Here is a 25,502-nt window from a genome sequence, read left to right as displayed (position 1 = left end):
CTGAAAACCCGATAACCATATTAACCCAAGGCTCCCCCACCGAGCATAGTAAACCGCCGCAAAGGTGGCTAACCCAAGGATTCAGCCCTGAAAACCCGATAACCATATTAACCCAAGGCTCCCCCACCGAGCATAGTAAACCGCCGCAAAGGTGGCTAACCCAAGGATTCAGCCCTGAAAACCCGATAACCATATTAACCCAAGGCTGAAGCCTTGGGGGCCAGAAATGTGCTGTGCGTATCAGGCTTTAGCCATTGATTTTGCGCCTCCCGGTCCAAAAAGTAATTTATTAATAATAAAATTCCCCCGATGAATTATCTTTACGGGAAATATTATTGCAACTAATAACATCAACATGCTAACCAGAACGGTAAAAATCAGTAATGTCACAAACTTGTCCGACGCCCGTTATTGTGCAGGTATGGGAGTGGAAATGCTTGGTTTTTCAATTGATCAGGATTCTCCCAATTATATCTCTCCAAAAAAATTCGAAGAAATATGTTCATGGCTGGCTGGCGTGCAGTTGGTTGCTGAATCCAGCCAAAGTGATCCTGAACTACTCCTTAAAGCACTTTCCGAATATCCTGTTCATTATGTGCAGGTTGAAACTCAAGGATTGCTTACCTATTTACAAAGCGAGCTGAATCTTCCACTGATCCTCCGGGTGAGTGTGGATACCTACGACGCCAACGATATTTATTCAATTCTGAGCCGTTATGGTGACGAAGTTGCTTATTTTTTATTGGAAAGTGACGTAAATACTGCCTTGACCGAAGAATGGATCAATGCCTTGGCACAACTTGCAAAAGAGTATCCGATATTGATCGGTTTTGGTCTTGACGACGAAAGTACCGTTAACAACCTTACCGAAACTTTTCCCGAAATAGGTATTGCTTTACGTGGAAGTGAAGAAATCCGTCCGGGCTACAAAGACTTCGGCAGCATGATGGATATTCTCGAAGCGCTTGAAGAAGAATAAAATGCAACGTAACTTCCCGAAAACCGATCAAAATAATTGCTTTCAAGACCAATTCTTTTGATCGGTTTTCATTTAAATTTCGGGCTGTTTAAGTGTAACTAAAAGTTTGAAAATCGGAAATCATTCCAGATTACCTTTTAACACGTCAACTAACCGATAATAAATTTCCAGCTTGCAGTATCTTGTATCACCCACTACCTTTGATTACAAATAAACGTAAACAACGAAATGGAAAAGAAATTGCACCGCATACCCGATCAGGCTGTATTTGGAGGAGTTGCTTCCGGTATTGCCCAATATTTACAAATAGATGTCGTAATCGTTAGGGTTTTATTTGTCGTGATGTTGTTCCTGCCAATCCCGCCAAGTTTCGGCTGGACCGGTATCCTCTACATCATTTTGTGGGCTGTGCTTCCAACCGGAACTGCGGATGTCCATAATGTTGACACCATTGCGTCAAAACCGCACGATCCCGAAGCAGAGAAAAAACGGAACGACCAGACGATCAAAATTCTTGGAGGAGCACTGGTACTGTTTGGTATCTTTATGCTGGTTGACGACTTCCCTTTGTGGTACGAAATCAAACCCTATTTCTGGCCGGTAGCGTTGATCGTTGTGGGTGCATTTTTAATCCTTCGCCAGCGCGACAAAGAGCAGGAAAATGGCAACGCGACCGTTTATCCGACCACACCACCGCCAACGGAGCCGGTAGAACCCAACACGCCAACACCAGATCCGCAGCCATATACACCATTCAGCACAACGGAATCGACACCTGCGAGTACGTTTCCCAGGGACCCAAACGAACCCAAGGGAGACAATGACGATGATGTAATAAAAGTTAATTAGAGTAAATGAGCTGAAAACACTAAAAAACTTTCAACCGCGCGGCGGACCGCTCTTAACTGTCAACTCTCAACTATTTTAGTCATGAACTTTCGAAGCATTTTCTGGGGTATACTCCTCATCCTTGCAGGCTGCCTCTTTCTTATAGAAGAGTTTACCGGGTTTGACTTCAAAGGCTTTTTCTGGCCCGTCATGCTCATCATCGCCGGTATCCTGCTTTTACTCAAAAATTTCATTAATTCCGATACATCCAACCACTCAAATATTTAAGCAATCATGAAAAATTCAAGAGGTGTTTTTTGGGGTGGAATTCTTATTGTCATCGGTATCGTTGCCCTCCTTCGTAAACTGAACCTGTTTTACTTCCACTGGGATTCGGTTTTACCTTACTGGCCAGTACTCCTTATTTTGGCGGGGATATTGTTGCTGGTAACACAAAAACATGCGCCAGCCAGGGCTTTCGTGGGTATTCTGATAGGCCTCGCCGTTTTCGGAGGCATTGCACACAGGACCGACCGCGCGATTGACCGCAACCGCGACAACTGGAATTTTAACTGGAATGACGACAACGATCAGGATGAAGATAACAACGACGACGGAGACGAAAATAAAGACGAAGACTACGAACAGGATCACAGCGAAAGGCAGGATGATGGAGATAGCAAGTTAAGAAACAACTCCTATCAATATGACATGCAGGATTTTATCCAGAAAGCAAATTTCAATCTGGAAGGCGGTGCCGGCACTTTTACCATGAAAGGTAATACCGATAAACTGTTTGAAGCGGATACAAAATCTTCCGTAATCGGCTTTTTATCAAATACCTCCATTAATAAACTGGCAAATTCTGCAACGGTTAATTTCAAAATGGAAGATGGCAATGTAAAACTGAACCACGGAGAGCTAAGCAATAGAGCAGAGATCGAGCTGAATGACAAACCTATCTGGACAATTGATCTTGGACTGGGCGCTGGAAAAGGCGATTTTGACCTGAGTGGCTATAAAGTAGAATCATTAAAAGTGAGTACTGGTGTAGCCGATATGAATATCCGCCTAGGTGATAAACTGGATAATTCAAAAGTGAAAATTGAAGCTGGCGTAGCAGCCATCGACCTCGAAATCCCAAAATCAGTCGGCTGTGAGATAGTCCTGGACGGAGCACTTAACCTGACATCGTTTGACGATCTTGAAAAAATAAATGATAAACTTTATCGTTCTCCCGGATATGATAAGGCTTCGAGAAAAATTAATATAAACTTCAAAGGTGGCTTATCAAAAGTCAAAATCAGAAGATATTAATCATGTTATCCTCCTTCTCAATCGCTGAGAAGGAGGAATTATTTTACTGTTTGAAACGTATGCGTGCTTTTAAGATATTTTTCCCAACTGCGGTTTTCACCATTTTTTACATATTTGTACAGGCCCAGCATCCTGAAAACCAATCTAAAAAGAATATTTCAGGCACCGAAAAAAAAATCCTCGACCAGGGGCTTGTCAACATTCAAACCGTAAATCCGGATATACTCGTTGAATTGAAATACGCTACTTCTGATAATTTCATGAAGAGAAATGTATACGGAGATCTTACCCATGCCTATCTTCAGCCCGAAATGGCCAAAAAACTTTCTCAGGCCAGCATTTTTCTTCAGCGCATAAAGCCAGGTTTTAAGTTACTGGTGTATGATGCCGCCCGTCCAAATTCTGTGCAATACAAGTTATGGGACGCGCTTGATGATCTTAAAATACCTGCACGTCAGAAAACACAATATGTCGCCGATCCAAAAATTGGCTCCAATCATAATTTTGGCTGCGCCATCGACCTGACAGTTGTCGACGAAAACGGAAAACCGTTGGATATGGGGACCAAATATGATTTTTTTGGCCCTCTTGCTTATCCCCGATCAGAACAGGAAATGCTGAAACAAGGCAAGCTGACATCCAAACAAATTGCGAACCGGAATATTCTGCGCAACGCGATGACTCAGGCCGGTTTTACCGTCAATACAACGGAATGGTGGCATTTTGACGGTATGTCAAAAAAACAGGCCCGGGCCAAATACGGCATGATCAAATAGTTAATCCTGGTGTACCAAACTTCCTCCGGATACCTTTTTCTGAACATTTGGGTTTCCCCGGAATCTTAAATGGCTTGCACCGCTGGCATCCGCTTTGAGAAATTTACTTATCCTGACTTTCCCTTTACTCGCTCCCGATAATTTGAGGTCTGATTCTTCTGCCTGGTATTCGAAACTGCTCAATTCCGACGCGCCTGAAAGTTCTCCATCCAGAAATTGTCCGCTACCAATCAGACTTAAATAGGATGCGCCCGATAAGTCGACTTCAATACTTTTGGCCGAACCGATAAAATTACATTGAGAAGCACCCGACAATTCGAAGTCAATTTTCCGGGCATTTTCAAATCCATAAATACCCGCATCCACCGCTCCTGAAAACTCCACACCCGTCAAAGTAGGCATGGTAACGTCGATAGTCATCTTTTGGCGACGATTTCCCCAATCTTTATAACGAACAACAAGCGCTCCGTCTTCCGTAAAAATCTCAAGGTCATCGAGATCATTTAACTCCCCTGTCGCTGTGACTGCATAGGAATTTCCTGCTTTCACGTTAACCTGAAAAGCATTGCCCATCTCGAGCTGATCAAAACCGGTAAAACTATAATTACGCATACTCGTCCCGCGTGGTTCCGGATCGTCATCAATGCAGGATTGCAGGCTGAATATGGTAAAAGCATAGACAAACAAGGGAAGAAATATTTTTTTCATGGCTAATAAATGATATTTGATTTAGGCTATTTCCAGTTCTCGCATTGAGGACAATCCAAATTTATTTTCCCCCTACGCCCGGAAATATTTTTTAGCCATAGGGGGAAGCGCGTTTCCGTTTGTCATAGAGAAAAGAAATTTAAACCGTGTCAGCAACCGCTCTTATTAATCGGGATTTTATAATCGGAAGAGATTATCTACTTTTGGCCAAAAATCAAAAGAGAAAGTCCGTGAAAGCCACTGATCCGGAAATTGTTCAAGCGATAAGAAAAGGAGACGAAGCCGCTTTCGAGCATACTTTCCGTTTCTACTACCAGCGCCTGTGCAATTATGCCAGTTCTCTATTGAAGGACGAGGAGGATGCGGAGGAAATTGTTCAAACCGTTTTCATAACGATTTGGGAAAAACGAGAAGATCTTGAGATTACCCTTTCATTGAAATCCTATCTTTATCGTGCTGTGCATAACCATTGCCTGAACCGGTTCAAGCACGCCTCGGTGAAAGAGGCATACCGGGAATATTCGGTCAATTATATGCCGCAATCGTACGAATCCGTGACGGAAGCGATCCATGCGGATGAGCTCGCTGAACGTATTGAAAAAGCGGTACGCCGGTTGCCGGAACAATGCCAGAAAGCATTCCGGATGAGCCGCTTTGAGGAAATGAAATACCAGGAAATTGCCGATCAGTTGAGTATTTCCATCAAAACGGTGGAAAACCAGATTGGCAAAGCACTGAAAATATTACGGAGTGAGCTGGCGGATTATCTTCCTTCGCTGCTTTTATTGGTTTATTTTTTACATCAACAGTTTTTCCAATCGTAAGCATGAACAATCATGAAAACATATCGGATGAGCTGTTAGCACGCTACGTAGCCGACATTGCCACTGCTGAGGAAATTGCAGCGATACAAAGCTGGCTTAAAAACGCACCCGAAAATAAAAAGGAGCTCGCAGCCTTTGAAATGCTCTGGGAGAAGTCTGCCGCGTTAAAAACAAGACAGGTAAAAGTAGATACTGACGCAGCCTGGGATAAGGTACGTTTAAAAATGACGGCTAAAAATCCGGTCATCGGGGACGGAAATACCGATCAGGGCCTCGCGCATGAAACGATCATCAGACAATTACCGTTAAAAAAACAATTTTCATATAAGTTATGGATTGCCGCAGCCGTTTCGATGGTCATGATGGCCTTTGGCTGGTATGTTTTCCAGACCCAATTGAATGTCCCCGAGACCTTGCAGGTCGCCACAACCAACAATACAACCGAAGCAACCTTGCCGGACGGAACCCAGGTATTTCTGAATTATAATTCAAAAATAAGTTACCCTGAAAATTTCAGCGGTGATTTACGTTCGGTCGCTTTACAGGGAGAAGCCTTTTTTGACGTAAAACCAGATGCCTCCCACCCTTTTGTCATCGATGCAAATGGTACGGAAGTAAGGGTTTTAGGAACTTCTTTCAATGTTAAAGCTTACAAAAAGGAACTCGTCCGCGTTGACGTAAAAACCGGTAAAGTCCGGGTTAGCAAGGCAGAGCAAAAAATTGAGCTGGTAAAAGGAGAAAGTGTGGAAGTAAAGGATGATACCTTGCGAAGCCTTCAGACCGATTTAAACATCATGGGTTATCGTACGCAGGTTTTCGATTTCAATGCAGCACATCTGGGTAATATTGTTAATTCTTTAAAAGACGGATATCACGCTGATATTCGTCTAGCCAACGCTGATCTGGCCAACTGCCGGTTGACCATTGGTTTTCAAAAAGAACCACTGGACGCCACGCTTTCCGTTATCGCGGAAACCCTGAAGTTACGTTTGAGAAAAGAAGGAACGACTTATTGGCTGGACGGAAACAGCTGCCAGTAGTACCCGCATTCCATTGCTACAAGCCTCAACCTATCCGCGCAGTACCTTGAAAAAGTTCCAGTTCAGCTTCCTGATCATTCTATTGAATTTTCTGATCCCAATTCCTTCACAAGCGCAGGAATTGCTGGAAAGAAAGATCTCTATCCGGATCAATAATCAGCCTTTGAACGAAGTTTTACAGCAAATTGGTAATCTGGGCGGGTTCAGCTTTTCTTACAATCCGGATGTCATTGATACCAGAACCCGCGTCTCCGTCAAAGTTACCAATCAAAGTATACGTGAAATCCTGAATGAGTTGTTTAAAGGAAAAGTTACTTTCAAGGAGCGTCGCAAGTATATTATTCTGCAGAGCAGTCCAAAGAAGGAAAACGAGGTTCCGGAAAATTTCAATCTCAACGGGTATATTATTGACAAAAGTACAGGCGAAAAACTCGCCAATGCCAGTATTTATGACCCGTATACGCTGACTTCAACGATAAGCGACCGGTATGGATACTACAAAATCCGGTTACCGACGGTTTCCTCACCCGTAAGACTTGAAGTCCGGAAACACCAGTACGTTGGTAAATCGGTCGTTATATCCAGTAAAAAAAACACTTATTTACCCATCGCTCTAAACCCGGATACGATCAAATCGCTGTCCGTCCGGCAAATCAATATTCCTAAAAAGACAAATTCTCCCGATAATCCCAAAATACAAATTCCACAGTATGAATATATTTCAACTACTTACGTATCCTCCGATACCATCATAGAAATAGATTCCCTTCGCGCTCAGAAAAAACTGCGGACTACCTACCAGCGTGTAAGAAAAAATTTCAGTATGGCGTTTGCTTCTGCAAAACAGGCCATCAACACCAGAAATATTAAGGATACCCTGCACAGGCCTGTTCAAACCTCAATTTTACCATTTCTAAGTACCAACCGGGAATTGAGCGGTAACGTCGTCAATGATTATTCATTTAATGTCCTCGCCGGCTATTCGCTCGGAACCAATAAACTGGAAATTGGTGGTTTTTTTAACGCGGACCGGGGAAATGTAGTCGGAGTGCAGCTTGCCGGGATTGCGAATGTCGTTGGAAATAACGTCACCGGTTTCCAGTATGCCACAGCGCTTAATCTGGTCATGGGCAATGTGACAGGTTTCCAGTATTCGACGTTGCTGAATTTTACAGCAGGTAATTTTCATGGCCTGCAACTCGCTGGTGCAGGCAATGTGTTGTTAGGAAATCTTTACGGATGGCAGGTTTCGGGTGGTTATAACTATGCCAGAACCGTACGCCGCGGTCATCAGTTAAGCGCCTTTAACTACGCGGATTCATCTGCGACTGCACCCATCGGTCTTTTCAGTTACGTTCGTAAAAACGGATACCGTCGCTATGAGGTTGCAACCGATGAATTCAACTATTTTAACACGTCCTTTAAAACCGGAATGAATGCGTTTTACAACATATTTACGTTTGGATTTAACGCACTGGCCTCCGATAAACCGCTTGGAAGTATTGGGTATGGTTTTGGAACTGCCAGAAATCTAGGACGCGGCTGGATGGTCAATGCCGATCTGACGGCTAACCTGGTGGTCATAGACGAGCATGTAAAAAATAACGATGCGGCGGGTTTATTTAGGATTATTACCGCTTTGGAGCGAAAAGTGGGGAACAGGTTTTCATTGGCATTTGGTCCATCGATAAATCTGCTGGCTGGAAATCAGGCTGGTATTGCCAAAGATGGCCGACGTTTTTTTTCCACGTTTTGGATTGGCGGCAAACCCGATCAGACCCGCAGGAACTACGCCTGGGTTGGATTTCAGGCGGCAATACGGTTCCGGGATAAGCTTTAATTGAGGGGGCACAGTTTCGTTTAACCACAAAGAGCACAAAGTCTAACCACAAAGAGCGCAAAGTTAAAATCTCTGCGCTCTTTGTGGTTAGACCTTTGTGCCCTTTGTGGTTAAACCTTTGTAGTTAATCTTTTCGTGAAACAAAAAAGAAGTCCTAAAATCCAATTCTCCCTCTGCTATTCCTGCCGCCATTACCACCTGCATATGCCCTCAATTCTGCCAATTCCTTTTCAAATCCTCCTGAAAGAATCGGGAAGCGGCACCAGGAACGCGGATCCAGGTTCAGATCATCCAGATGGAAAGACGGCGCATAACGTTCTCTTTTCCACTGATTGCGGCTCCATAATTTAAAGAATCGTTCCGTCCAGCCCAGAACCTGTGCATCGGAATAAACGCCGTTGTACTTTACGAGCATGTGCCTGTAACAATCAACCGGCGACTTTTTATCCCGGATCGCCACTTTTTCCAGAGCGTCCAGGAAGTCATAAGGCATAAGGTCAGCCTCGTCGGTCTGGTTTAATTCCAATGGTCGTAGCTCCGCCGTGGGTTGCAGTGAATTCACCTTTTTCAAGCCCTCAATCCGGATATGTTTTCCCTTCACCTCGCAGCCAACGGTTTCCAGCCAGCGAAGCCATTGACGCAAATAATGTTTGTCAATTCCAGCCAATGGGCTAATACTTCCCGAAGTATCGCCATCCATGGTGGCATAACCTACGGCCACTTCAGAGCGATTGGATGTAGCCAGCAGCAGGTGATTTGACAAATTGGTCAGCAACCAGACACCCGGAGCACGAACCCTCGCCTGAATATTCTGCAAGGCGATATCATCCGTTTTCCATGACAGTTTCCTGCCGATCTGGTCCTCGATCAATCCTTTATAAGTCTCAACCAGACCGTTGATATTGATGTTATAAAAAGTCGAACCGATAGACAAAGCCAGCGAACTCGCCGAGTCCAGTGTATCGGCAGAGCTGTTTTCAGTACCCTGGTAAATATTATGGATCAATGCCAAAGCAATATCTTCCTCCGTTTTGGCGGATTGAATTCCTTTGATATACGACAGTTTCTCCTTAAACCGTTTCAGGCCAATACTTTCGTCGGCCAGACGGATCATCAGACCGCATAAGGCCGTACAAGCGCAGGAATCCGCACCTCCAGACAACGAAATGGTAAACCCATTGGATCTGCTTTTTCTCAGATAGTCAAAAAGCCCCAGAGAAACGGCGCGGGCAAATTCCTCCTCCTTCAACGCACCGCCCTTTTCAAAAGCTTCCAATGCTGCTACTTGTTGTGGAACGGGACCTATCTCTGGAAAATCAAAACGTCCTGCAACACGCCAGGTTTTATCTTTATTTGAGGATGATATCTTGTTCTGCAACTGGTTTAACCGTGTATTATCGGTATCGATCACCGCCGTGATGATCAGATAATCCTCATAACTGAACCGATCGCTTGTTACCAGCATTTCACCGTTGGAAGCGATCATCGCATCGCCGTCATAAATGGCTCTACCCGCCTCATTGCCCAATAAATTGGTATACACATAGCTGCAACCAAATGATCTCGAACCATCCAGAACCAGCCTTTCACGGGTAAGAAACTTATGGAAAGCAAAGTGACTGGCACTCGGATTTAATATCACATCCACACCGCGCTCATAATGACGGCGCCCCGGACGGTTTGACACCCAGGCGTCTTCACAAATTTCAAACCCGATCCTGATGCCTGACAAATCAAAAATCACGTCCCCGATCGGATACAGCATCTGATCAATTTCTATACTTTCGACCAGGCCGACCGGCCATGGACGAAACCACCTTGCTTCGTAATGTATCCCGTTATTCGCCAGATTTTGTTTACAATAAAATCCAATAATCTGTTTGTTGGCGATGAGGCAGGCGGCGTTATACAAATTGTTGTTATGCCGAACGGGCAAACCCACCGCGACAATTATACCAGCCGTAACCTGAACGATTTCATGAAGACATTTCTGAGCCTGATCCACCAGATCCTGCGCAAAAAAATAGTCCTCACAGCCATAACCCGACACGCACAGTTCAGGCAGACAAAGTAAACTTACATCCTGTTTCTTTGCTTCTTCAATCGCTTGCAAAATGTGTTTGGTATTGGATTCCCACGTCATGGGCGTTTGGTTTACTACGCCTGAGGATACTTTTATAAATGACATATTTAGAATAATCCGTTTTTGAGGTACCTACTTTTACCGTTTGACAGAACACAAACCGCTTGGCAACTTAACAAAAAAATAAGGAGAAGAATTGAATATTTTGCGCTAAGATGTAAAAAACACAAAAGAAATCATGCTAACGGTATTTGCGAGGGATTCAAAAGGAAGTAAACTTTTTCGCTACTTTTGTCAGAATAATAGTAAAATCTAAAATCCGATTTCTTTGCAGTTTCCCTCATTTATTGCCAAACGCATCCGGAACAACGAAGCCGGTTCTTTTTCTGCAACGGTTTCACGTATTGGCGTGGCCAGTATTGCTATTGGCGTGGCGGTCGGAATTGTTGCATTCGCAGTGCTGATCGGTTTTAAGGAAACAATTCAGAAGAAGGTTTTTCTCTTCGGCGCCCATATCAACGTGACGGCTTTTGCCTTGGGAAATGTTTATGAGGAAGGTGCTTTACCCATCAAAAATCCTGTTGTTGATGCCTTAAAGAAAATGCCGGAAGTTAGTCACTGGCAGGCTGTTGCCCATAAATCAGGCATTTTAAAAACCTCCGACGAAATAAAAGGTGTCGTTTTAAAGGGTGTTGGGAAAGATTACGACTGGGAATTGTTTAAAAATACGCTGGTCGAAGGCCGTTTGATTGGTACCAAAGATTCGTCTTCTCTGAAATATGGTTATTCTTCCGAAATTCTGGTCAGCCAAAAAATTGCTTCCCAATTGAAACTAAAATCCGGCGACGAGGTGATTATGTATTCGCTGCAAGATCCGCCACGCCCCAGAAAACTGAAAATTTCAGGCATCTATGACACCCAGATGGAGGAATTTGACGACCGGCTTATCATTGGCGATCTGGCTTTGGTACAACGCCTCAACGGATGGGGCCCCGATTCCATTGGTACTTACGAAATTTATCTCAAAGATTTCCAGCAGCTCGATAACGTTTCGCATCAGTTAAAAAAGATTTTACCACCTGCCGTTTATCTCCAAAAAGTTACCGATACATTCCGTCAGTTATTCGACTGGCTCATATTACTCGACAGAAATACAGCCGTTTTTCTGACGTTAATTCTCTTTGTCGCTTGCTTCAACATGATCTCCATTTTACTGGTCATGATCATGGAAAGGACGCCTTTAATCGGCTTATTAAAAACCCTCGGCAGCCCGAATAAGCAAATCAGAATGGTCTTTTTACGCGTCGGCTTATATATGGTACGGAGGGGGCTGCTGATCGGAAATGCAGCCGGTCTGACATTTTGCTGGCTACAATATCAATTTAAAATCATCCCGCTTGATCCGGTAAATTACAACATGGACACCGTTCCCATCATTTTTGACTGGGCTACGTTTCTGTTAATTAACGTGATCACCATTGTTGTTTCTGCCTTAATTCTCATGATCCCAACGCTGATCATCACCCGGATCCAACCCATCAAAGCCTTGTTATTCAAAAAATAAATGATTGTTGTTTCTGGTTAGGTTACACAGAGAACCACTGAGTTACACAGAGATACTCGGAGCTGATGTTATAATAATAACCTCCGTGTATCTCTGTGTAACCTAAAAATATCACCAGATCACCTTATTCAACAGTTCCCCAGCTCTCAGAAGTGTGTCATTGTTTTTAGCAAAACAAAACCTCAAAACTCTGAAATCAGTCGGTTGGTCGTAAAATGAAGCAATCGGAATCGATGCTACGCCTGCTTCCTTTGTTAACCGTTCGGCCAATACCAGATCATGTTCATCCGATAGATGCGCATAGGATACGTTCTGAAAAAAACTCCCTTCCGACGGTTTCAAAATAAATCCGGTATCCCGGATCGCGTTGTTAAAAAGATTTCGCTTGGTCTCGTAAAAAGTAGAAAGACTTAAATAATGATCCGGTTCTTTCAGATATTCTGCCAGCGCAAACTGGAATGGTGTAACCACACTAAAAACCATGTACTGATGGATTTTGCGAAACTCAGCAGTATACTCCACCGGTGCCAGGCAATAACCCACTTTCCATCCTGTTGTATGAAAAGTCTTCCCGAAAGACCCGCAAAGGAAAGTTCTGGAAGCCAGTGCAGGTATGGAAGCCGCAGAAATATGCTGTAATCCGTCAAAAATAATATGTTCGTACACTTCGTCACTGATGACAAACAGGTCATGTTTTTTGGCTAAAAAACTAAGTTGTTCCAGGTCTGTCGAGGTCCACACTTTGCCGGTAGGGTTATGTGGTGTATTGATAATGATGGCCTTTGTTTTGTCCGTAACTTTTGAACCAACAACTACCCAGTCGATATATTCATACTGCGGATCCAGGGTCACGAAAACCGGAACGCCTCCGTTCATTTCAATCGCCGGAACATAACTGTCATAAGCAGGTTCAAAAACAATTACCTCATCCCCCGGATTCACAACCGTAGAAATCGCTACGTAAAGTGCCTCCGTAGCGCCGCTCGTGATCGTAATTTCGGATACAGGATGATATTCCGTACCTGTTGACTCAAACACCTTCTGAGCAATTGCTTCCCTCAACGCTATCACACCGGCCATCGGCGCATATTGGTTTTTTCCCTGACGGATATATTTATCAACCAGTTTTTGCAACTCCGGAGAACAATCAAATTCCGGAAAACCCTGCGCCAGATTGATTGCCTTATAATCCTCGGCAAGTTTCGACATATGGGTAAAAATGGTAGTACCCACTTTGGGCAGCTTCGACTGGATTCCTGAGATTGCAGAAGGCATAAAAAACGTAACAGAAGTGTCAGATAAAAGAAAATAGTACACCGGCAACCGGACTGGTTCAAATATAATTGAAACAGTCTGACTGCCGGTGCAGATCATATAATTTTAGAGATTTTTATTTTTTGTCTTTCCAGTCGTAAACTGTTTTCAGCAGCGCTTTACGATTTGGCGTTCCGTCGAAATTTTCATCCACAAAAGTGTAGGCAATCTTTCTGTCACTACCAATCACAAAAAGTGCTGGCGTAAATACCTCCTCTGAAATTCCCGCGATACGGTCCCAGATCGGTGAAGTTTCGGAATAAACCCCGTAAGACCGTGCAACGTTAAAATCTTTATCGTGAATGATGGTAAAATCAAGTTGCAGTTTCTTTGATATTCTTTCGATTTGCTTCGGCGACTCGTTAGTCAGGACCAAAAGCTGCCCCCCGAAAGCTTCGATTTGCGGAGCAAGTTCCTGCAAAACAGCCAAATGTTTAGGTGCGTAACTCCCCCAGCATGGGCAATAGAAACTCAATACAAGTGGTTTGTAAGACAAGAGATCAATCAGAGACCTGGAATCACTGGCTACGGAATATCCGGAAACAGATGTTACCTGCACGCCATCTTCCGATCTCAAATAAAATAAAGGGGCCAGATCGCCTGCTGACAGTTCCTCAGCCTGCTCATCCTGCTCCCGCTCTTTCAGCTGAATGGTTGAAATGTTACCCAATTCATCTTCGATTTCGTAATACATAATCGTTAGGGTTGTGTATTTGTTTGAGTTTCTAATGCAAAGGTATTATTAATCTATATAATCTACAATATTTATAGACTTTTAATTTTAAAGAATATTTTCTAGTAGAAACGAAACGATGGTTTGTTTACTAGGTGGTAAGAACGCCGGAAGCGGGCCCCGCAGGAGCTTCCGGCTTATAGTAAAATAAATTGGTAAAATACCAACGCTGATTCAGCCGTCTTATCTAATACGAGTCCATTCCTAAAACCCATGTATGAAACGATTTTACCTGTTTTTATCGCTATTAATGTTAGGCGGTCTTTTGCCGCCTGTTTCTGCCCAATCGGTACGATGGCATGAAATTCACCCCGGAATCTGGAAAGGGACCGTCGGAAAACCCGATACCTACGACTTATTGAAAGCAGCCGACACCGACCCCTCACCGACCCTCAAAAAACTACAAAATGCTACATTTCCATTAAACAACGAGGACATTTCCGTCGAAGTCAAAAACGGAAAAACCTATCTTCGTTTTCCCTTGAAAAGAAATGAGCAACTCTATGGTTTCGGTCTGAACTTTCAGACGATCCACCAACGCGGGCGCATTATGCAGCTGCACGCGGATCATTATGGCAAATCCGATAATGGACGCACCCATGCCCCCGTTCCTTTTTACGTGTCTTCGCTGGGCTATGGTGTATTTGTGAATTCTGCGAAATATATTGAGGTTTATGCCGGATCGTCTGTCAGGAAAGACAGCAAAAATGCCCCGGAAGTTCAGGACAGAAATACGGATAAGAACTGGCATGCCCACCCCTATTCCGACGCCATGGAAATGCTCGTTCCGGGTGAGGGCATAGAGTTGTATGTTTTTGCAGGACCAAAACCTGTCAATGTGATCGAGCGGTTCAATTTGTTAAGCGGCGGTGGCTGTCTCCCACCAAGATGGGGACTGGGCTTCACGCAGCGCGTCAACCGCCTTTACAACGACGAACAGGTCAAAGCCGAAGCCAAGGCATTTTCCGATAGAGGTTATCCGCTGGACTTTATTGGACTGGAACCTGGCTGGCAGAGTAAATCCTATCCCTGCACCTTTGAATGGGATCCAACCCGTTTCCCCAATCCTGAAAAGTTTGTAAAGGAAATGGATGCCGTGGGTGTAAAAATTAACTTATGGACCAACCCATACGTTTCGCCTGATGCTTCTATTTATTCAAAAATAAAACCTTACACGGCGTCTCATACGGTATGGAACGGGATTGTACCGGATCTTTCCATGCCAGAAGCCCGAAAAATATTATTCGGGCAGTTTGAAAAAGAGCATGTTAAAATTGGTGTGAGCGGATATAAAATTGACGAAGTGGACGGTTTCGATACCTATCTGTGGCCGGATGTCGCTACTTTCCCTTCCGGTCATACGGCAGAACAGTTAAGACAAACCTACGGGTTGCTCGTTCAGAAGCATACCTATGACATGTTCAGGAAAAACAACAGCCGTACCTATGGCCTCGTACGTGGCTCCAATGCCGGCGGCGCTTCTTTTCCTTATGTTATTTACAACGACAATTACAGCCACGAAGATTTCATTACAGCCCTCATCAACAGTGGATACGCAGGTGTATTGTGGACACCGGAAGTGCGCGCGTCAAAAACGAGTGAAGAATGGCTCAGAAGATTTCAGACCGTATGCTTTTCTCCCATGGCCATGATTAACGCCTGGGCCAGCAGCACGCAACCCTGGACCTTCCCGGATGTCGCCGAACAGGTTAAAGACATGGCTCAGCTGCGGATGCGGATGATGCCTTACTGGTACAGCACTTTTGCGAAATATCATTACGAAGGCACGCCGCCATTCCGTGGGATGAATCTTGAAGAAGGCTTTGGCATGGAGCTAAAAAAAGAGAAAACACCAACCAATCTGGAAGAAAATCCATACGAAGAAGCGACAGCAAAAGAAGTGAAAGACCAGTACATGGCCGGAGAATATTTACTCGTTGCACCGCTTTTCACAGGACAAACAACGCGAAAGGTGATCCTCCCAAAAGGAAAATGGTACGATTTTTACACCGGCAAATTTGCAGGCGACGGCGAGGTGATTACCGTAACCCCGGGATTATCCAAAATTCCTGTTTTCGTAAAAGATGGTGGCATTATCCCGATGATGCCTGCGCTGTTACATGCCCCAAAAGCGAATGAAAAAGTCGATCTGGAAATACGCTATTACGGCAAAAAGCAGGCAGCCGTTTCTAGATTATATGATGACGATGGTGAAACATTTGCCTACGAAAACAATCAGTATGCTTGGCGTGAATTAAAGGTTGAAAGCCGGAATGGCGTATTAAGAGGCAGTATTTCCAGTCCGGAAAAAGGCAAACCCAACACCGTCGGCAGAGTAACCTGGCACTTTATGACAAATTAATTTTCGCCGTATTCAGGTTTTTAAAACCCAGATTAATATGCTGAATGGAAGTAGTGTTAAGCAGCAAATCGGTCGTAATAAATTCCGGATAAATACTTCCGAAATCGATTTGTTTGATATCTTTCCAATGAAACAGCAGCTCGGTATCGTCTTCCTGCACGACAAAATCCAGCTGGTTATCAAGATCCGGGATTTCCATTTGGTAATAAAAGCCGATTTCGTGATACCGGGTTTCGTTGTATTCAAAGAAATTTTCAACCACCCAAAGCAGGTTGCCTACGGTTACGGTTTTACCAATTTCCTCGACCATTTCCCGTAAAAGCGTTTCTTTTGAAAACTCGAACATATCCACGCGACCACCCGGCAAACTCCAGAAATTATCCGTTGGCGTTTTATGAAGAAGTAGTTTTCCGTTTTGAACGGCAACACCGGCCACACGAAAATTGAACAGCGAATTGCCCACAGGGAGACAAATCGATTCGGCACCATTCATAGATCAATCAGGATTTGCGTGACACTATACATTGACCGTTTTACGCGCCGTCGATTCTCGGATGATCAAAGATGTTTTCAATGATCTTGTTTCAAAAACGGTCGGTTTTTTAGGGTGTTCAATCAACCTGATTAAAAGCTCCGTGGCCTGATGCCCCATATCCAAAGCCGGCTGTACAACGGCAGTTAGCGGCGGATTTAATAAATCTGCTATGCTCGTATTCGTAAAACCAACGACGGCAATCTCATCGGGGAGCTTGATTTGTTTTTGGTGTAAAACGGATAAACAACTGGTGGTTAATCGGTCGCTGGCCGTAAAAATCGCATCCGGCGGTTCAGACATATCCAGCAACTCCTGCACCGCAGTTTCATTTTCACTCATCATCATCCCGCCATGGTGACAATATTTGACGTACGACTCATCAAAAGGAATGCCGTAATCTTCCAACGCCTGACGGTAGCCCGCAAGACGTTCCATCGTGATCGACAAATAGAAAGGGCTGGTCAAATGCGCGATCCTTTTTCTTCCTGTTTTGATCAAATGTTCTGTTGCCTGATAACTCCCGAAAAAATTGTCCACAACGATTTTATGCGTATCGATATTTTTTGGAACCCGGTCGATAAAAACGATGGGCATCCCCTTTTCCAGTAATTCTTCAAAATGTGTCAGATCCGTGGTAAGGCTTGAAAGCGATACCAAAAGACCGTCAACCTTCCTTGAAACAAGATAATTTGTATTGGCAACCTCCCGCTCGTAGGACTCATGGCTTTGAAAAATCACAACGTGATAACCCATGTTGTAAGCAATGGATTCGATGCCGTTGATCAGCTGCGAGAAAAAATTATTGGCAATTTCAGGAATAATGACACCGATGGATTTGCTTTTACTATCTCTCAAACTCAACGCAATCGGATTAGGCCGGTAGTTCATTTTCTCGGCATATTCCAGTACAAGCTTTTTGGTTTCATTGTTGATTTCGTAACTATTTCTCAACGCACGGGATACCGTAGATGTCGACAAATTCAAGGCACGGGCAATATCTTTTATTGTAATTGTTTCCAAAGAATATATTCGTTTACTACAACTTATTCCTAGATAAAATATACTTAACTAAACACTCAGTGAATATACTAAATAACCCTTTAATTCTACAATTTTCAATTATTAACTTACCATCAGACATTGCTGGTAACGTTCCCGATAACGATTGCACAAAAAAAGACAATCCAATATTTGATAATTCTAACTATTACATCTAAACTCGTTGAAATTCATACTCATTTTTTGCACAAACTGGCTGTATTTATGCTGGCGACCCAAAAATCAACAGAAAAATTTAAATGAATAGTACAAATTTGTTCAACCTCACCGGGAAAACTGCCCTCGTAACAGGTTGTAACCGTGGCATAGGCAAAGCGATGGCCGAAGCACTGGCCGAAGCGGGTGCTGATATCATCGGTATATCTTCTTCGCTGCCAGCAACTGAGAGTGAAATTCAAAAATCAATTACGTCACTTGGCAGGAAATTTTATCCATATCAGGTGGATTTGGGAAGCCGGGAGAGTCTTTATGCTTTTATCAAACAGGTAAAAGAAGACCATCCGGTTATTGATATTCTTGTCAATAATGCCGGCATTATTCTTCGCCAGCCTACCGCCGAGCATAGCGACGAATATTGGGATCAGGTATTGAATGTTAACCTGGATGCACCTTTCATCCTTTCCCGCGAACTCGGTAAAGAAATGGTTGCAAGAGGATATGGTAAAATAATTTTCACAGCTTCTTTATTGACCTTCCAGGGCGGAATCAATGTGCCGGGTTATACGGCATCAAAAAGTGCCATTGGGGGTTTGGTTAAAGCACTTGCCAATGAATGGGCCGGAAAAGGAGTCAATGTGAACGCCATTGCGCCGGGTTATATCAACACCGACAACACCGAGGCGCTGCGCAACGATCCGGTCAGAAGCAAATCCATTCTGGACCGTATTCCTGCCGGCCGCTGGGGATTACCCGAAGATTTCAAAGGCCCTGCGTTGTTTCTTGCCTCGGATGCTTCCAATTATGTCAACGGGACGACTTTGACCGTAGATGGCGGCTGGATGGGTAGATAGTGGTCTGCCGCGCGGTTTAATCGATGGAGTGACCGGGCTGCCAGCGCAGTTAATGATAGCATGTTGACTCTCCCGAATTTAATAGGCAACAACAAAATTTATAAAAGCGCTGTTTTCTAAAAAGCCAATTGCTAACAGCCAAAAGCTAATAAATACCCCTAAACTATGGAAATCAGGTTTGAAAGTAGCCGTAAAGAAGTATCTCAGATGAATACTGAGACTTTGCGGGAGAATTTTTTAATTGAGAATATATTTGAATCCGGTAAGATCAACTGGGTTTATTCGCATTACGACCGTGTGATGATCGGCGGTGCCATACCCGTTTCCACGCCGCTGGTACTGGAAACGTTCGATTCCCTGAAAGCAAAATATTTTCTGGAAAGACGTGAAATCGGTATCATCAACATTGGCGGCGATGGAAAAGTTACCGCCGACGGTGAAGAAATAGCGATCAGCAAACTGGGCTGTATTTATGTAGGAAAAGGAACGCAGAAAGTCATTTTTACAAGCAATGATGCAGAAAACCCTGCCGCATTTTACTTATTGTCGTCACCGGCGCATCAGACTTATCCAACGCGTTTATTCACAAAAGAAGATGCAACGCCCGTAACGATCGGAAGTATGGAAACTTCCAACCACCGGACCATCTACAAATACATTCACCTGGATGGTATCCAAAGCTGCCAGCTGGTGATGGGGCTTACGGTGCTAAAAACGGGTAGCGTCTGGAACACCATGCCATCGCACGTACATGACCGCCGGATGGAGGCTTACTGTTATTTTGATGTGCCCACCAACCAGCGTGTGCTGCATTTGATGGGTGAGCCGTCTGAAACCCGCCACTTATGGGTAGCCGACCGCCAGGCTATTATCTCGCCCCCCTGGTCGATTCACTCTGGCTGTGGTACTTTCAACTATTCATTTATTTGGGGAATGGCCGGAGAAAACAAAGATTACACCGACATGGACGCCGTTGCCATAGGCGATTTGCGTTAACAGGATCCAAAAAACACAGAGGAGTTTGGTAAAATTAAGTCTTTTACCAAACTCCTTTTTTATTGCTATAATACCATTTTTCGGCAAGCCGGTTTCGCTCTCAAACAGTTTCAAATTCCGCGTAAATTCATTTATACAACTGAAAATCATATTTGATCGGGCGAAATACAGCGACTGGCAACGTTCCCGAGAACGATTGCACAACAAAAGACAATTTATTATTTGATAATTATAATTATAAGCTCTAAACTCGTCATATCCCAGGATATTCGCTGTTTATGGCAACCGGGAATAATTATTAAAATAAGTCAATTAATAAAACTATTTCCGGAAAACCGGTTTTGAATGAAACAAGGATGAAAAAACTATTATTACTTTCTCTGGTAGTCATTTTAGGGTTCAGACCGGATCAGGATAAAATCCAGGTTTTTCTGATTGGTGATTCTACTTTGGCCAACAAACAACCCGGGGACGCGCCGGAAACCGGTTGGGGAATGGTTTTTCAGGATTTTTTCCAAAATAACATTCAGGTGCAGAACCATGCGATGAATGGCCGCAGCACCAAAAGTTTTATCAATGAAGGACGCTGGGCAACAATCACAAAAAATATGAAATCCGGCGACTGGGTATTTATCCAGTTCGGGCACAATGATTCAAAAGATAAAGACACCAGCCGTTACGCTGCTGCCAATGCCGATTACAAAAAAAATCTGACCCGTTTTGTAAATGAAACCCGGGCCAAAGATGGAAAACCGGTTTTGATAACCCCGGTAATGCGTCGGCGTTTTGATGAAAAAGGTAAATTTTTGGATACCCACGGCGACTATCCTGCTGCCGTAAAAGCAGTGGCGGCCGAATTAAAAGTGCCGGTGATTGACCTGCACCATTTGAGTCAGGAAGTCATTGTCCAGCACGGTGTTGAAGGGTCAAAAACTTTGTTCATGCATCTGGAAGGTGGTTACTATCCAAAATTCCCAAAAGGTATTGTGGATGACACGCATTTCTCCCAATACGGTGCACGGATCATGGCCGGTTTGGTTGCCAAAGAAATAAAGTTTCAAAATCTTGCTTTGGAAAAGTATCTCAAACATTTCGGCACCACCGATAAATATGTGTTTGATTTGCCGGTCATTCAACAGCCCGCATTCCGGAAAGATACATTCAACATCATTTCTTATGGTGCTAAAAATGATGGATTAACCCTCAATTCTGTCGCTATTAATAACGCAATAAATGCCTGCGCGAAAAAAGGAGGCGGGACGGTTTTAATCCCCGAAGGCTTCTGGCTGACTGGACCGATTACTTTGAAAAGCAATATTAACCTGCACATTGCCAAAGGCGCCCTGTTACAATTCAGTGACAATTATAAAGATTATCCCCTTGTAAAAACCACCTGGGAAGGGCTGGACGCCATTCGCTGCCAATCGCCGGTGAGTGCCTCAGATGCGGTTAATATCGCCATCACCGGCAGCGGGATTATTGACGGAGCCGGGCAAGTCTGGCGGTCAGTCAAAAAAGAAAAATTAACAGACTCGCAGTGGCAAAAATTGATCGCATCCGGTGGCGTTCTCGATGAAGGTCAAAAAACCTGGTATCCGAGTGAAGGTTCACGTTTGGGAAATAAAACGCCGGGAGCCGGCAACATTGCGGCCGGTTACACGATAGAAAATGTTGTTAAATTTCAAGAGTTTTTACGCCCTAACCTGATCCGCTTCACCAATTGCAAAAAGATATTACTGGAAGGTGTCACGTTCCAGAACTCGCCTGCCTGGAACCTGCACCCGATGCTTTGCGACCATATTACGTTAAGAAATCTGACGGTTCGAAATCCCTGGTATGCACAAAACGGCGACGGTGTCGACCTGGAATCGTGCCGGTTTGGAATGATCGACAATTGTACTTTTGATGTGGGCGACGACGGGATTTGCATTAAATCCGGCCGTGACGAAGAAGGGCGTAAGCGTGGCGTACCTACCGAAAATGTGATCGTCCAGAATTCAACGGTTTTTCACGGTCACGGTGGTTTTGTGATCGGCAGTGAAATGTCCGGAGGCGTTAAAAACCTGTTTATCAACAATTGCAATTTTCTGGGAACCGATGTGGGACTTCGTTTCAAAACAGCACGCGGCCGCGGTGGTGTAGTTGAGAACATTTTCATCTCCGACATTAACATGTCAAATATTCCGGGCGAGGCAGTTTTGTTCGACATGTATTACATGGCCAAAGATCCGGTTCCAAAGGCGGGTGAGAAAAATGAACTGCCTGTCATGAAAGCAGAACCGCTTAACGCAGGAACGCCCCAATTTCAGAATTTTCATATCCGAAACATCGTCTGTAAGGGAGCTGAAACGGCCATCATGGTTCGCGGTTTACCTGAAATGAGTATTAAAAACATTACCATCGAAAATGCGGTATTGCAAAGCAACAAGGGCTTTGTCTGCATTGAAGGCGAAAATATCAATCTGAAAAACGTCTCTCTTTTTACAAAAGATAAAACCGTGATGCAGATTCAGAACAGTACCAATGTCACGATGGATGATATCAAATATTCTGACGGCAAAGAGTTGCTTTTGAACATTACCGGCGATCGTTCCAAAGGAATCCGCCTGTTGAATACCGATGAAAAGAAGGCAAAGAAAAATATTGAATTTGGTGGAAATACCTCAACAAAAGCATTAACCGGAAAATAATTATCGCAGCAAGCAGGCGTCATAAAATATATCAGTAAATCATCATGGACCAAAAAGGAAAAGAGTTTATCAACGATTCGGAAATTGACTGGGAAGAGCTCGGAGGCGGATTGAAAAGGAAAATCATGTCATACGATGATAACCTGATGATGGTTAAAGTCGCTTTCGAAAAAGGCGGCATCGGTACATTGCACAGCCATTTTCATACCCAGATGAGCTATGTCGACAGCGGCTCATTTGAGATAACCATCGGCGATAAAACCGGCGTGTTGAAAAAAGGAGATGCCTACTACATTCCGCCAAACATCGTGCATGGCGCTTTGTGCCTGGAGGCTGGCGTACTTGTTGATATTTTCACCCCGCTGCGGGAAGATTTTATCTCAAAATAAAAATTTCAGACATCAATTAAATCATGAGTCACAAATCACAGCTTTTTAAGCCCGCACTTGTTTGTTTAGGGCTTTTCCTCTTTGCCAATCCATTATTTGCACAAAATGCTCAGGCCGCGGCGGCAAAAGGAAAACAAATGATCATAGATGCCGAAATCCCCTGGCAGGAACTGGGCGTGGGATTGAAACGTAAAATCATGTCTTATGACGAGACCATGATGATGGTAAAAATTGACTTCCAACAAGGCGGTACTGGAACACCTCACAAGCACGTACACACCCAGATGAGCTATGTCGATAGCGGTGTTTTTGAAGTCACGATCGGAGATAAAAAACAGATTCTGAAAAAAGGTGACGCCTTTTACGTGCCATCCAACGTCATGCACGGCGCCGTTTGCCTGGAAGCCGGGGTTCTGATAGACATGTTTACGCCGATGCGTGAGGATTTTGTAAAGTAAAAAACCGAAACCAGTATATATTTTAAGATTTTGAATGGCATGAAATATTTATCCAACCGTTTTATAAAAATTACTTCGTCCCTGCTTTTTGGGCTGACCGCTGTATCCTCCTACGCGCAGGAAAAACCATGGTCAACACGCATGGCGGATTCTTTTATTTCCTGGAATAAGGACTCGATCCTCGTAGGGGAAGCCAAACGTTCCAACTGGAATTATGAGCAGGGTTTGATGCTGAAAGCGCTTGAAAGAGTGTTTTACCGCACGGGTGAAGGTAAATATTTCGAGTATATCAGAAAGGATGAGGATCAGTTTGTGAAACTGGACGGCTCCATTCGCACCTATGATTTCAGTTCTTTCAACCTGGATAATATTCCGACTGGTCGAGCTTTGCTCACCCTTTACCAGCAAACACAGCCTGACAAAGAGAAATACAAAAAAGCGGCTGATTTGCTTTGGAAGCAATTAGCTGAGCAGCCTCGCACCAAGGAAGGCGGATACTGGCATAAAAAAAGGTATCCAAACCAGATGTGGCTCGACGGGTTATTCATGGCTGAACCTTTTTCTGCCGAATACAGCCTGCTATTTAACCACCCCGAGCATTTCAATGACATCGCCAAACAGTTTGAACTCATTGAAAAATATGCCGTGGATGAAAAAACAGGTCTGATTTACCACGCCTATGACGAGAGTAAAGAGCAAAAATGGGCAGATAAAAAAACAGGCAGATCGCCTCATTTCTGGGGACGTGCCATCGGATGGTATGTAATGGCGTTGGTTGACGTACTGGATTATTTTCCAAAAGACCACCCAAAGAGACCTGAGCTGATCAAATATCTTCAGAGAATTGCACCCGTGCTGGCCAAATATCAGGATAAAAACTCCGGTGTATGGTATCAAATTATGGATCAGGGGACACGTAAGGGCAATTATCTTGAAGCTTCTGCCTCCACGATGTTTGTGTATGCGCTGGCAAAAGGCTCGCGTTTGGGTTACATTCCGGCGAGCTATGCGGCTGTGGCCAAAAAAGGTTATGACGGAATCATCAAAAACTTTATTGAAAAAGAATCCGACGGGACGATAAGTCTGAATAAAACGGTGAGCGTAGGCGGACTTGGCGGCACGCCTTACCGTGACGGGAGTTATGAGTACTACCTGAGCGAGCCAATCCGCAAAAACGATTTGAAAGGTGTAGGACCGTTTATCATGGCCAGCATCGAAATAGAAATTGCTGCTGAAAATGCTGTTGGACAAGGTAAAAAAGTGGGGCTGGATTATCATTTCAACAAAGAAGTGAGAAAGAATGCTGCTGGTCAGCAAGAACCGTTTCACTATACCTGGGAAGATCGTCAGCATTCGGGCTACTGGTTGTGGGGGAAAATCTATCGTGAGTTAGGTGCAGAAACCGTTTCAATCCCGGCCGCTCCTACCGCCGAAAATCTTAAAGGCATTGACGTATACATCATCGTTGATCCTGATACAAAAAAGGAATCACCAACCCCAAACTTCGTGCAGGCGAAAGACATCGCTGAAATTGAAAAATGGGTGAAGGCCGGCGGTGTGCTGGTGTTAATGACAAACGACACAGCCAATTGCGAAATACCTCATTTCAACCAGCTGGCAAAGGTTTTTGGCATTCAGTTTACCAACAAAAACAGAAACATGGTCCAGGGCCTTCAGTTTGAACAGGGCCGTATTGACGTACCTGCCAACGACAAGGCCATTTTCAAAAATGCCAGCAAACTGTATATCAAAGAATTATCTCCCATTGCCGTAACGCCGCCTGCCAAATCGGTTCTGACCGACCATGATGATATTATCATGGCTGTTTCAAAATATGGCAAAGGGACAGTATTCGCGCTTGGAGATCCGTGGATTTACAACGAATATCTTGATGGTCGCAGAATCAATAATACGTTCCAGAACTTCGAAGCTGCCAAAGAACTTTCCACCTGGTTATTGCAGCAAACAGCAAAAAAATAGGATCTGACTTTTTTACA

General features: G+C 44.1%; 22 protein-coding genes. 16 read left to right on the top strand and 6 right to left on the bottom strand.

Features of this window, described 5'->3' with window-relative positions; translation table 11 throughout:
- Positions 1-355: 355 nt before the first annotated feature.
- From RB622_RS15245 to RB622_RS15225, 5 genes are all read left to right on the top strand, one after another.
- On the top strand, positions 356-979 hold the full coding sequence (locus tag RB622_RS15245; RefSeq protein ID WP_308047430.1) for a hypothetical protein: 624 nt from the start codon (positions 356-358) through the stop codon (positions 977-979).
- Positions 980-1,207: 228 nt separating this feature from the next.
- Positions 1,208-1,828, top strand: coding sequence for a PspC domain-containing protein (locus RB622_RS15240; protein WP_308047429.1), 621 nt, complete (start codon positions 1,208-1,210; stop codon positions 1,826-1,828).
- An 81-nt stretch (positions 1,829-1,909) separates the two neighbouring features.
- Positions 1,910-2,095 (top strand): LiaI-LiaF-like domain-containing protein, encoded by a 186-nt coding sequence (locus tag RB622_RS15235; protein ID WP_308047428.1) that lies wholly within the window; start codon positions 1,910-1,912, stop codon positions 2,093-2,095.
- Between the two features lie 6 nt (positions 2,096-2,101).
- Positions 2,102-3,124: a LiaF transmembrane domain-containing protein gene (locus RB622_RS15230; protein WP_308047427.1), complete on the top strand. Its 1,023-nt coding sequence runs from the start codon at positions 2,102-2,104 to the stop codon at positions 3,122-3,124.
- Positions 3,125-3,183: 59 nt separating this feature from the next.
- Entirely contained in the window at positions 3,184-3,900 is a 717-nt protein-coding gene (locus RB622_RS15225; RefSeq protein WP_308047426.1) for a M15 family metallopeptidase, read from the top strand.
- On the opposite strand, the gene RB622_RS15220 is transcribed toward RB622_RS15225, so the two are convergent.
- Positions 3,901-4,608 (bottom strand): head GIN domain-containing protein, encoded by a 708-nt coding sequence (locus tag RB622_RS15220; RefSeq protein ID WP_308047425.1) that lies wholly within the window; start codon positions 4,606-4,608, stop codon positions 3,901-3,903.
- Positions 4,609-4,838: 230 nt separating this feature from the next.
- Between RB622_RS15220 and RB622_RS15215 the strand changes: the two genes are divergently transcribed.
- Genes RB622_RS15215 through RB622_RS15205 form a run of 3 tightly spaced genes read left to right on the top strand, consistent with a single transcriptional unit; the run spans position 4,839 to position 8,312 of the window.
- Entirely contained in the window at positions 4,839-5,432 is a 594-nt protein-coding gene (locus tag RB622_RS15215; protein WP_308047424.1) for an RNA polymerase sigma-70 factor, read from the top strand.
- Between the two features lie 2 nt (positions 5,433-5,434).
- Positions 5,435-6,472 (top strand): FecR domain-containing protein, encoded by a 1,038-nt coding sequence (locus RB622_RS15210; RefSeq protein ID WP_308047423.1) that lies wholly within the window; start codon positions 5,435-5,437, stop codon positions 6,470-6,472.
- Between the two features lie 46 nt (positions 6,473-6,518).
- On the top strand, positions 6,519-8,312 hold the full coding sequence (locus RB622_RS15205; RefSeq protein WP_308047422.1) for an STN and carboxypeptidase regulatory-like domain-containing protein: 1,794 nt from the start codon (positions 6,519-6,521) through the stop codon (positions 8,310-8,312).
- A gap of 154 nt (positions 8,313-8,466) precedes the next feature.
- Here the strand turns inward: RB622_RS15205 and nadE are convergent, their stop codons facing one another.
- Entirely contained in the window at positions 8,467-10,500 is a 2,034-nt protein-coding gene (gene nadE, locus RB622_RS15200; protein WP_308047421.1) for an NAD(+) synthase, read from the bottom strand.
- A 223-nt stretch (positions 10,501-10,723) separates the two neighbouring features.
- Between nadE and RB622_RS15195 the strand changes: the two genes are divergently transcribed.
- The gene (locus RB622_RS15195) at positions 10,724-11,959 is read left to right on the top strand and encodes an FtsX-like permease family protein (RefSeq protein WP_308047420.1); all 1,236 of its coding nucleotides are present in this window, start codon (positions 10,724-10,726) and stop codon (positions 11,957-11,959) included.
- Between the two features lie 111 nt (positions 11,960-12,070).
- Here the strand turns inward: RB622_RS15195 and RB622_RS15190 are convergent, their stop codons facing one another.
- Both RB622_RS15190 and RB622_RS15185 read right to left on the bottom strand, forming a co-directional pair.
- A complete protein-coding gene (locus tag RB622_RS15190) occupies positions 12,071-13,234 on the bottom strand; it encodes a methionine aminotransferase (RefSeq protein ID WP_308047419.1) in 1,164 nt (387 codons plus the stop codon).
- 115 nt (positions 13,235-13,349) lie between these two features.
- Complete coding sequence (locus RB622_RS15185; RefSeq protein ID WP_308047418.1) at positions 13,350-13,967, bottom strand: redoxin domain-containing protein; 618 nt, start codon at positions 13,965-13,967, stop codon at positions 13,350-13,352.
- 256 nt (positions 13,968-14,223) lie between these two features.
- Between RB622_RS15185 and RB622_RS15180 the strand changes: the two genes are divergently transcribed.
- Positions 14,224-16,368, top strand: a complete 2,145-nt coding sequence (locus tag RB622_RS15180; RefSeq protein ID WP_308047417.1) for a TIM-barrel domain-containing protein — start codon at positions 14,224-14,226, stop codon at positions 16,366-16,368.
- On the opposite strand, the gene RB622_RS15175 is transcribed toward RB622_RS15180, so the two are convergent.
- Together RB622_RS15175 and RB622_RS15170 are read right to left on the bottom strand one after the other, a co-directional pair.
- Positions 16,355-16,861, bottom strand: a complete 507-nt coding sequence (locus RB622_RS15175; protein ID WP_308047416.1) for an NUDIX hydrolase — start codon at positions 16,859-16,861, stop codon at positions 16,355-16,357. The two genes, RB622_RS15180 and RB622_RS15175, sit on opposite strands and share 14 nt — an antisense overlap.
- Before the next feature lie 24 nt (positions 16,862-16,885).
- Positions 16,886-17,923, bottom strand: coding sequence for a LacI family DNA-binding transcriptional regulator (locus RB622_RS15170; protein WP_308047415.1), 1,038 nt, complete (start codon positions 17,921-17,923; stop codon positions 16,886-16,888).
- Positions 17,924-18,201: 278 nt separating this feature from the next.
- Between RB622_RS15170 and kduD the strand changes: the two genes are divergently transcribed.
- The 6 genes from kduD (at position 18,202) to RB622_RS15140 (ending at position 25,485) form a co-directional block, all read left to right on the top strand.
- Positions 18,202-18,972: a 2-dehydro-3-deoxy-D-gluconate 5-dehydrogenase KduD gene (kduD, locus tag RB622_RS15165; RefSeq protein ID WP_308047414.1), complete on the top strand. Its 771-nt coding sequence runs from the start codon at positions 18,202-18,204 to the stop codon at positions 18,970-18,972.
- A gap of 165 nt (positions 18,973-19,137) precedes the next feature.
- A complete protein-coding gene (gene kduI, locus RB622_RS15160; RefSeq protein ID WP_308047413.1) occupies positions 19,138-19,968 on the top strand; it encodes a 5-dehydro-4-deoxy-D-glucuronate isomerase in 831 nt (276 codons plus the stop codon).
- Between the two features lie 356 nt (positions 19,969-20,324).
- The gene (locus RB622_RS15155) at positions 20,325-22,658 is read left to right on the top strand and encodes a glycosyl hydrolase family 28 protein (protein ID WP_308047412.1); all 2,334 of its coding nucleotides are present in this window, start codon (positions 20,325-20,327) and stop codon (positions 22,656-22,658) included.
- Between the two features lie 44 nt (positions 22,659-22,702).
- The gene (locus RB622_RS15150) at positions 22,703-23,047 is read left to right on the top strand and encodes a cupin domain-containing protein (protein ID WP_308047411.1); all 345 of its coding nucleotides are present in this window, start codon (positions 22,703-22,705) and stop codon (positions 23,045-23,047) included.
- A gap of 23 nt (positions 23,048-23,070) precedes the next feature.
- Positions 23,071-23,505, top strand: a complete 435-nt coding sequence (locus tag RB622_RS15145; RefSeq protein ID WP_308047410.1) for a cupin domain-containing protein — start codon at positions 23,071-23,073, stop codon at positions 23,503-23,505.
- Positions 23,506-23,544: 39 nt separating this feature from the next.
- Positions 23,545-25,485, top strand: coding sequence for a glycoside hydrolase family 88 protein (locus tag RB622_RS15140; RefSeq protein WP_409021496.1), 1,941 nt, complete (start codon positions 23,545-23,547; stop codon positions 25,483-25,485).
- The last annotated feature ends 17 nt before the right edge of the window (positions 25,486-25,502 follow it).

Source organism: Dyadobacter sp. LHD-138 (assembly GCF_030929615.1).
Taxonomy (GTDB): domain Bacteria; phylum Bacteroidota; class Bacteroidia; order Cytophagales; family Spirosomataceae; genus Dyadobacter.
This window is presented reverse-complemented; position numbering and strand designations above follow the sequence as displayed.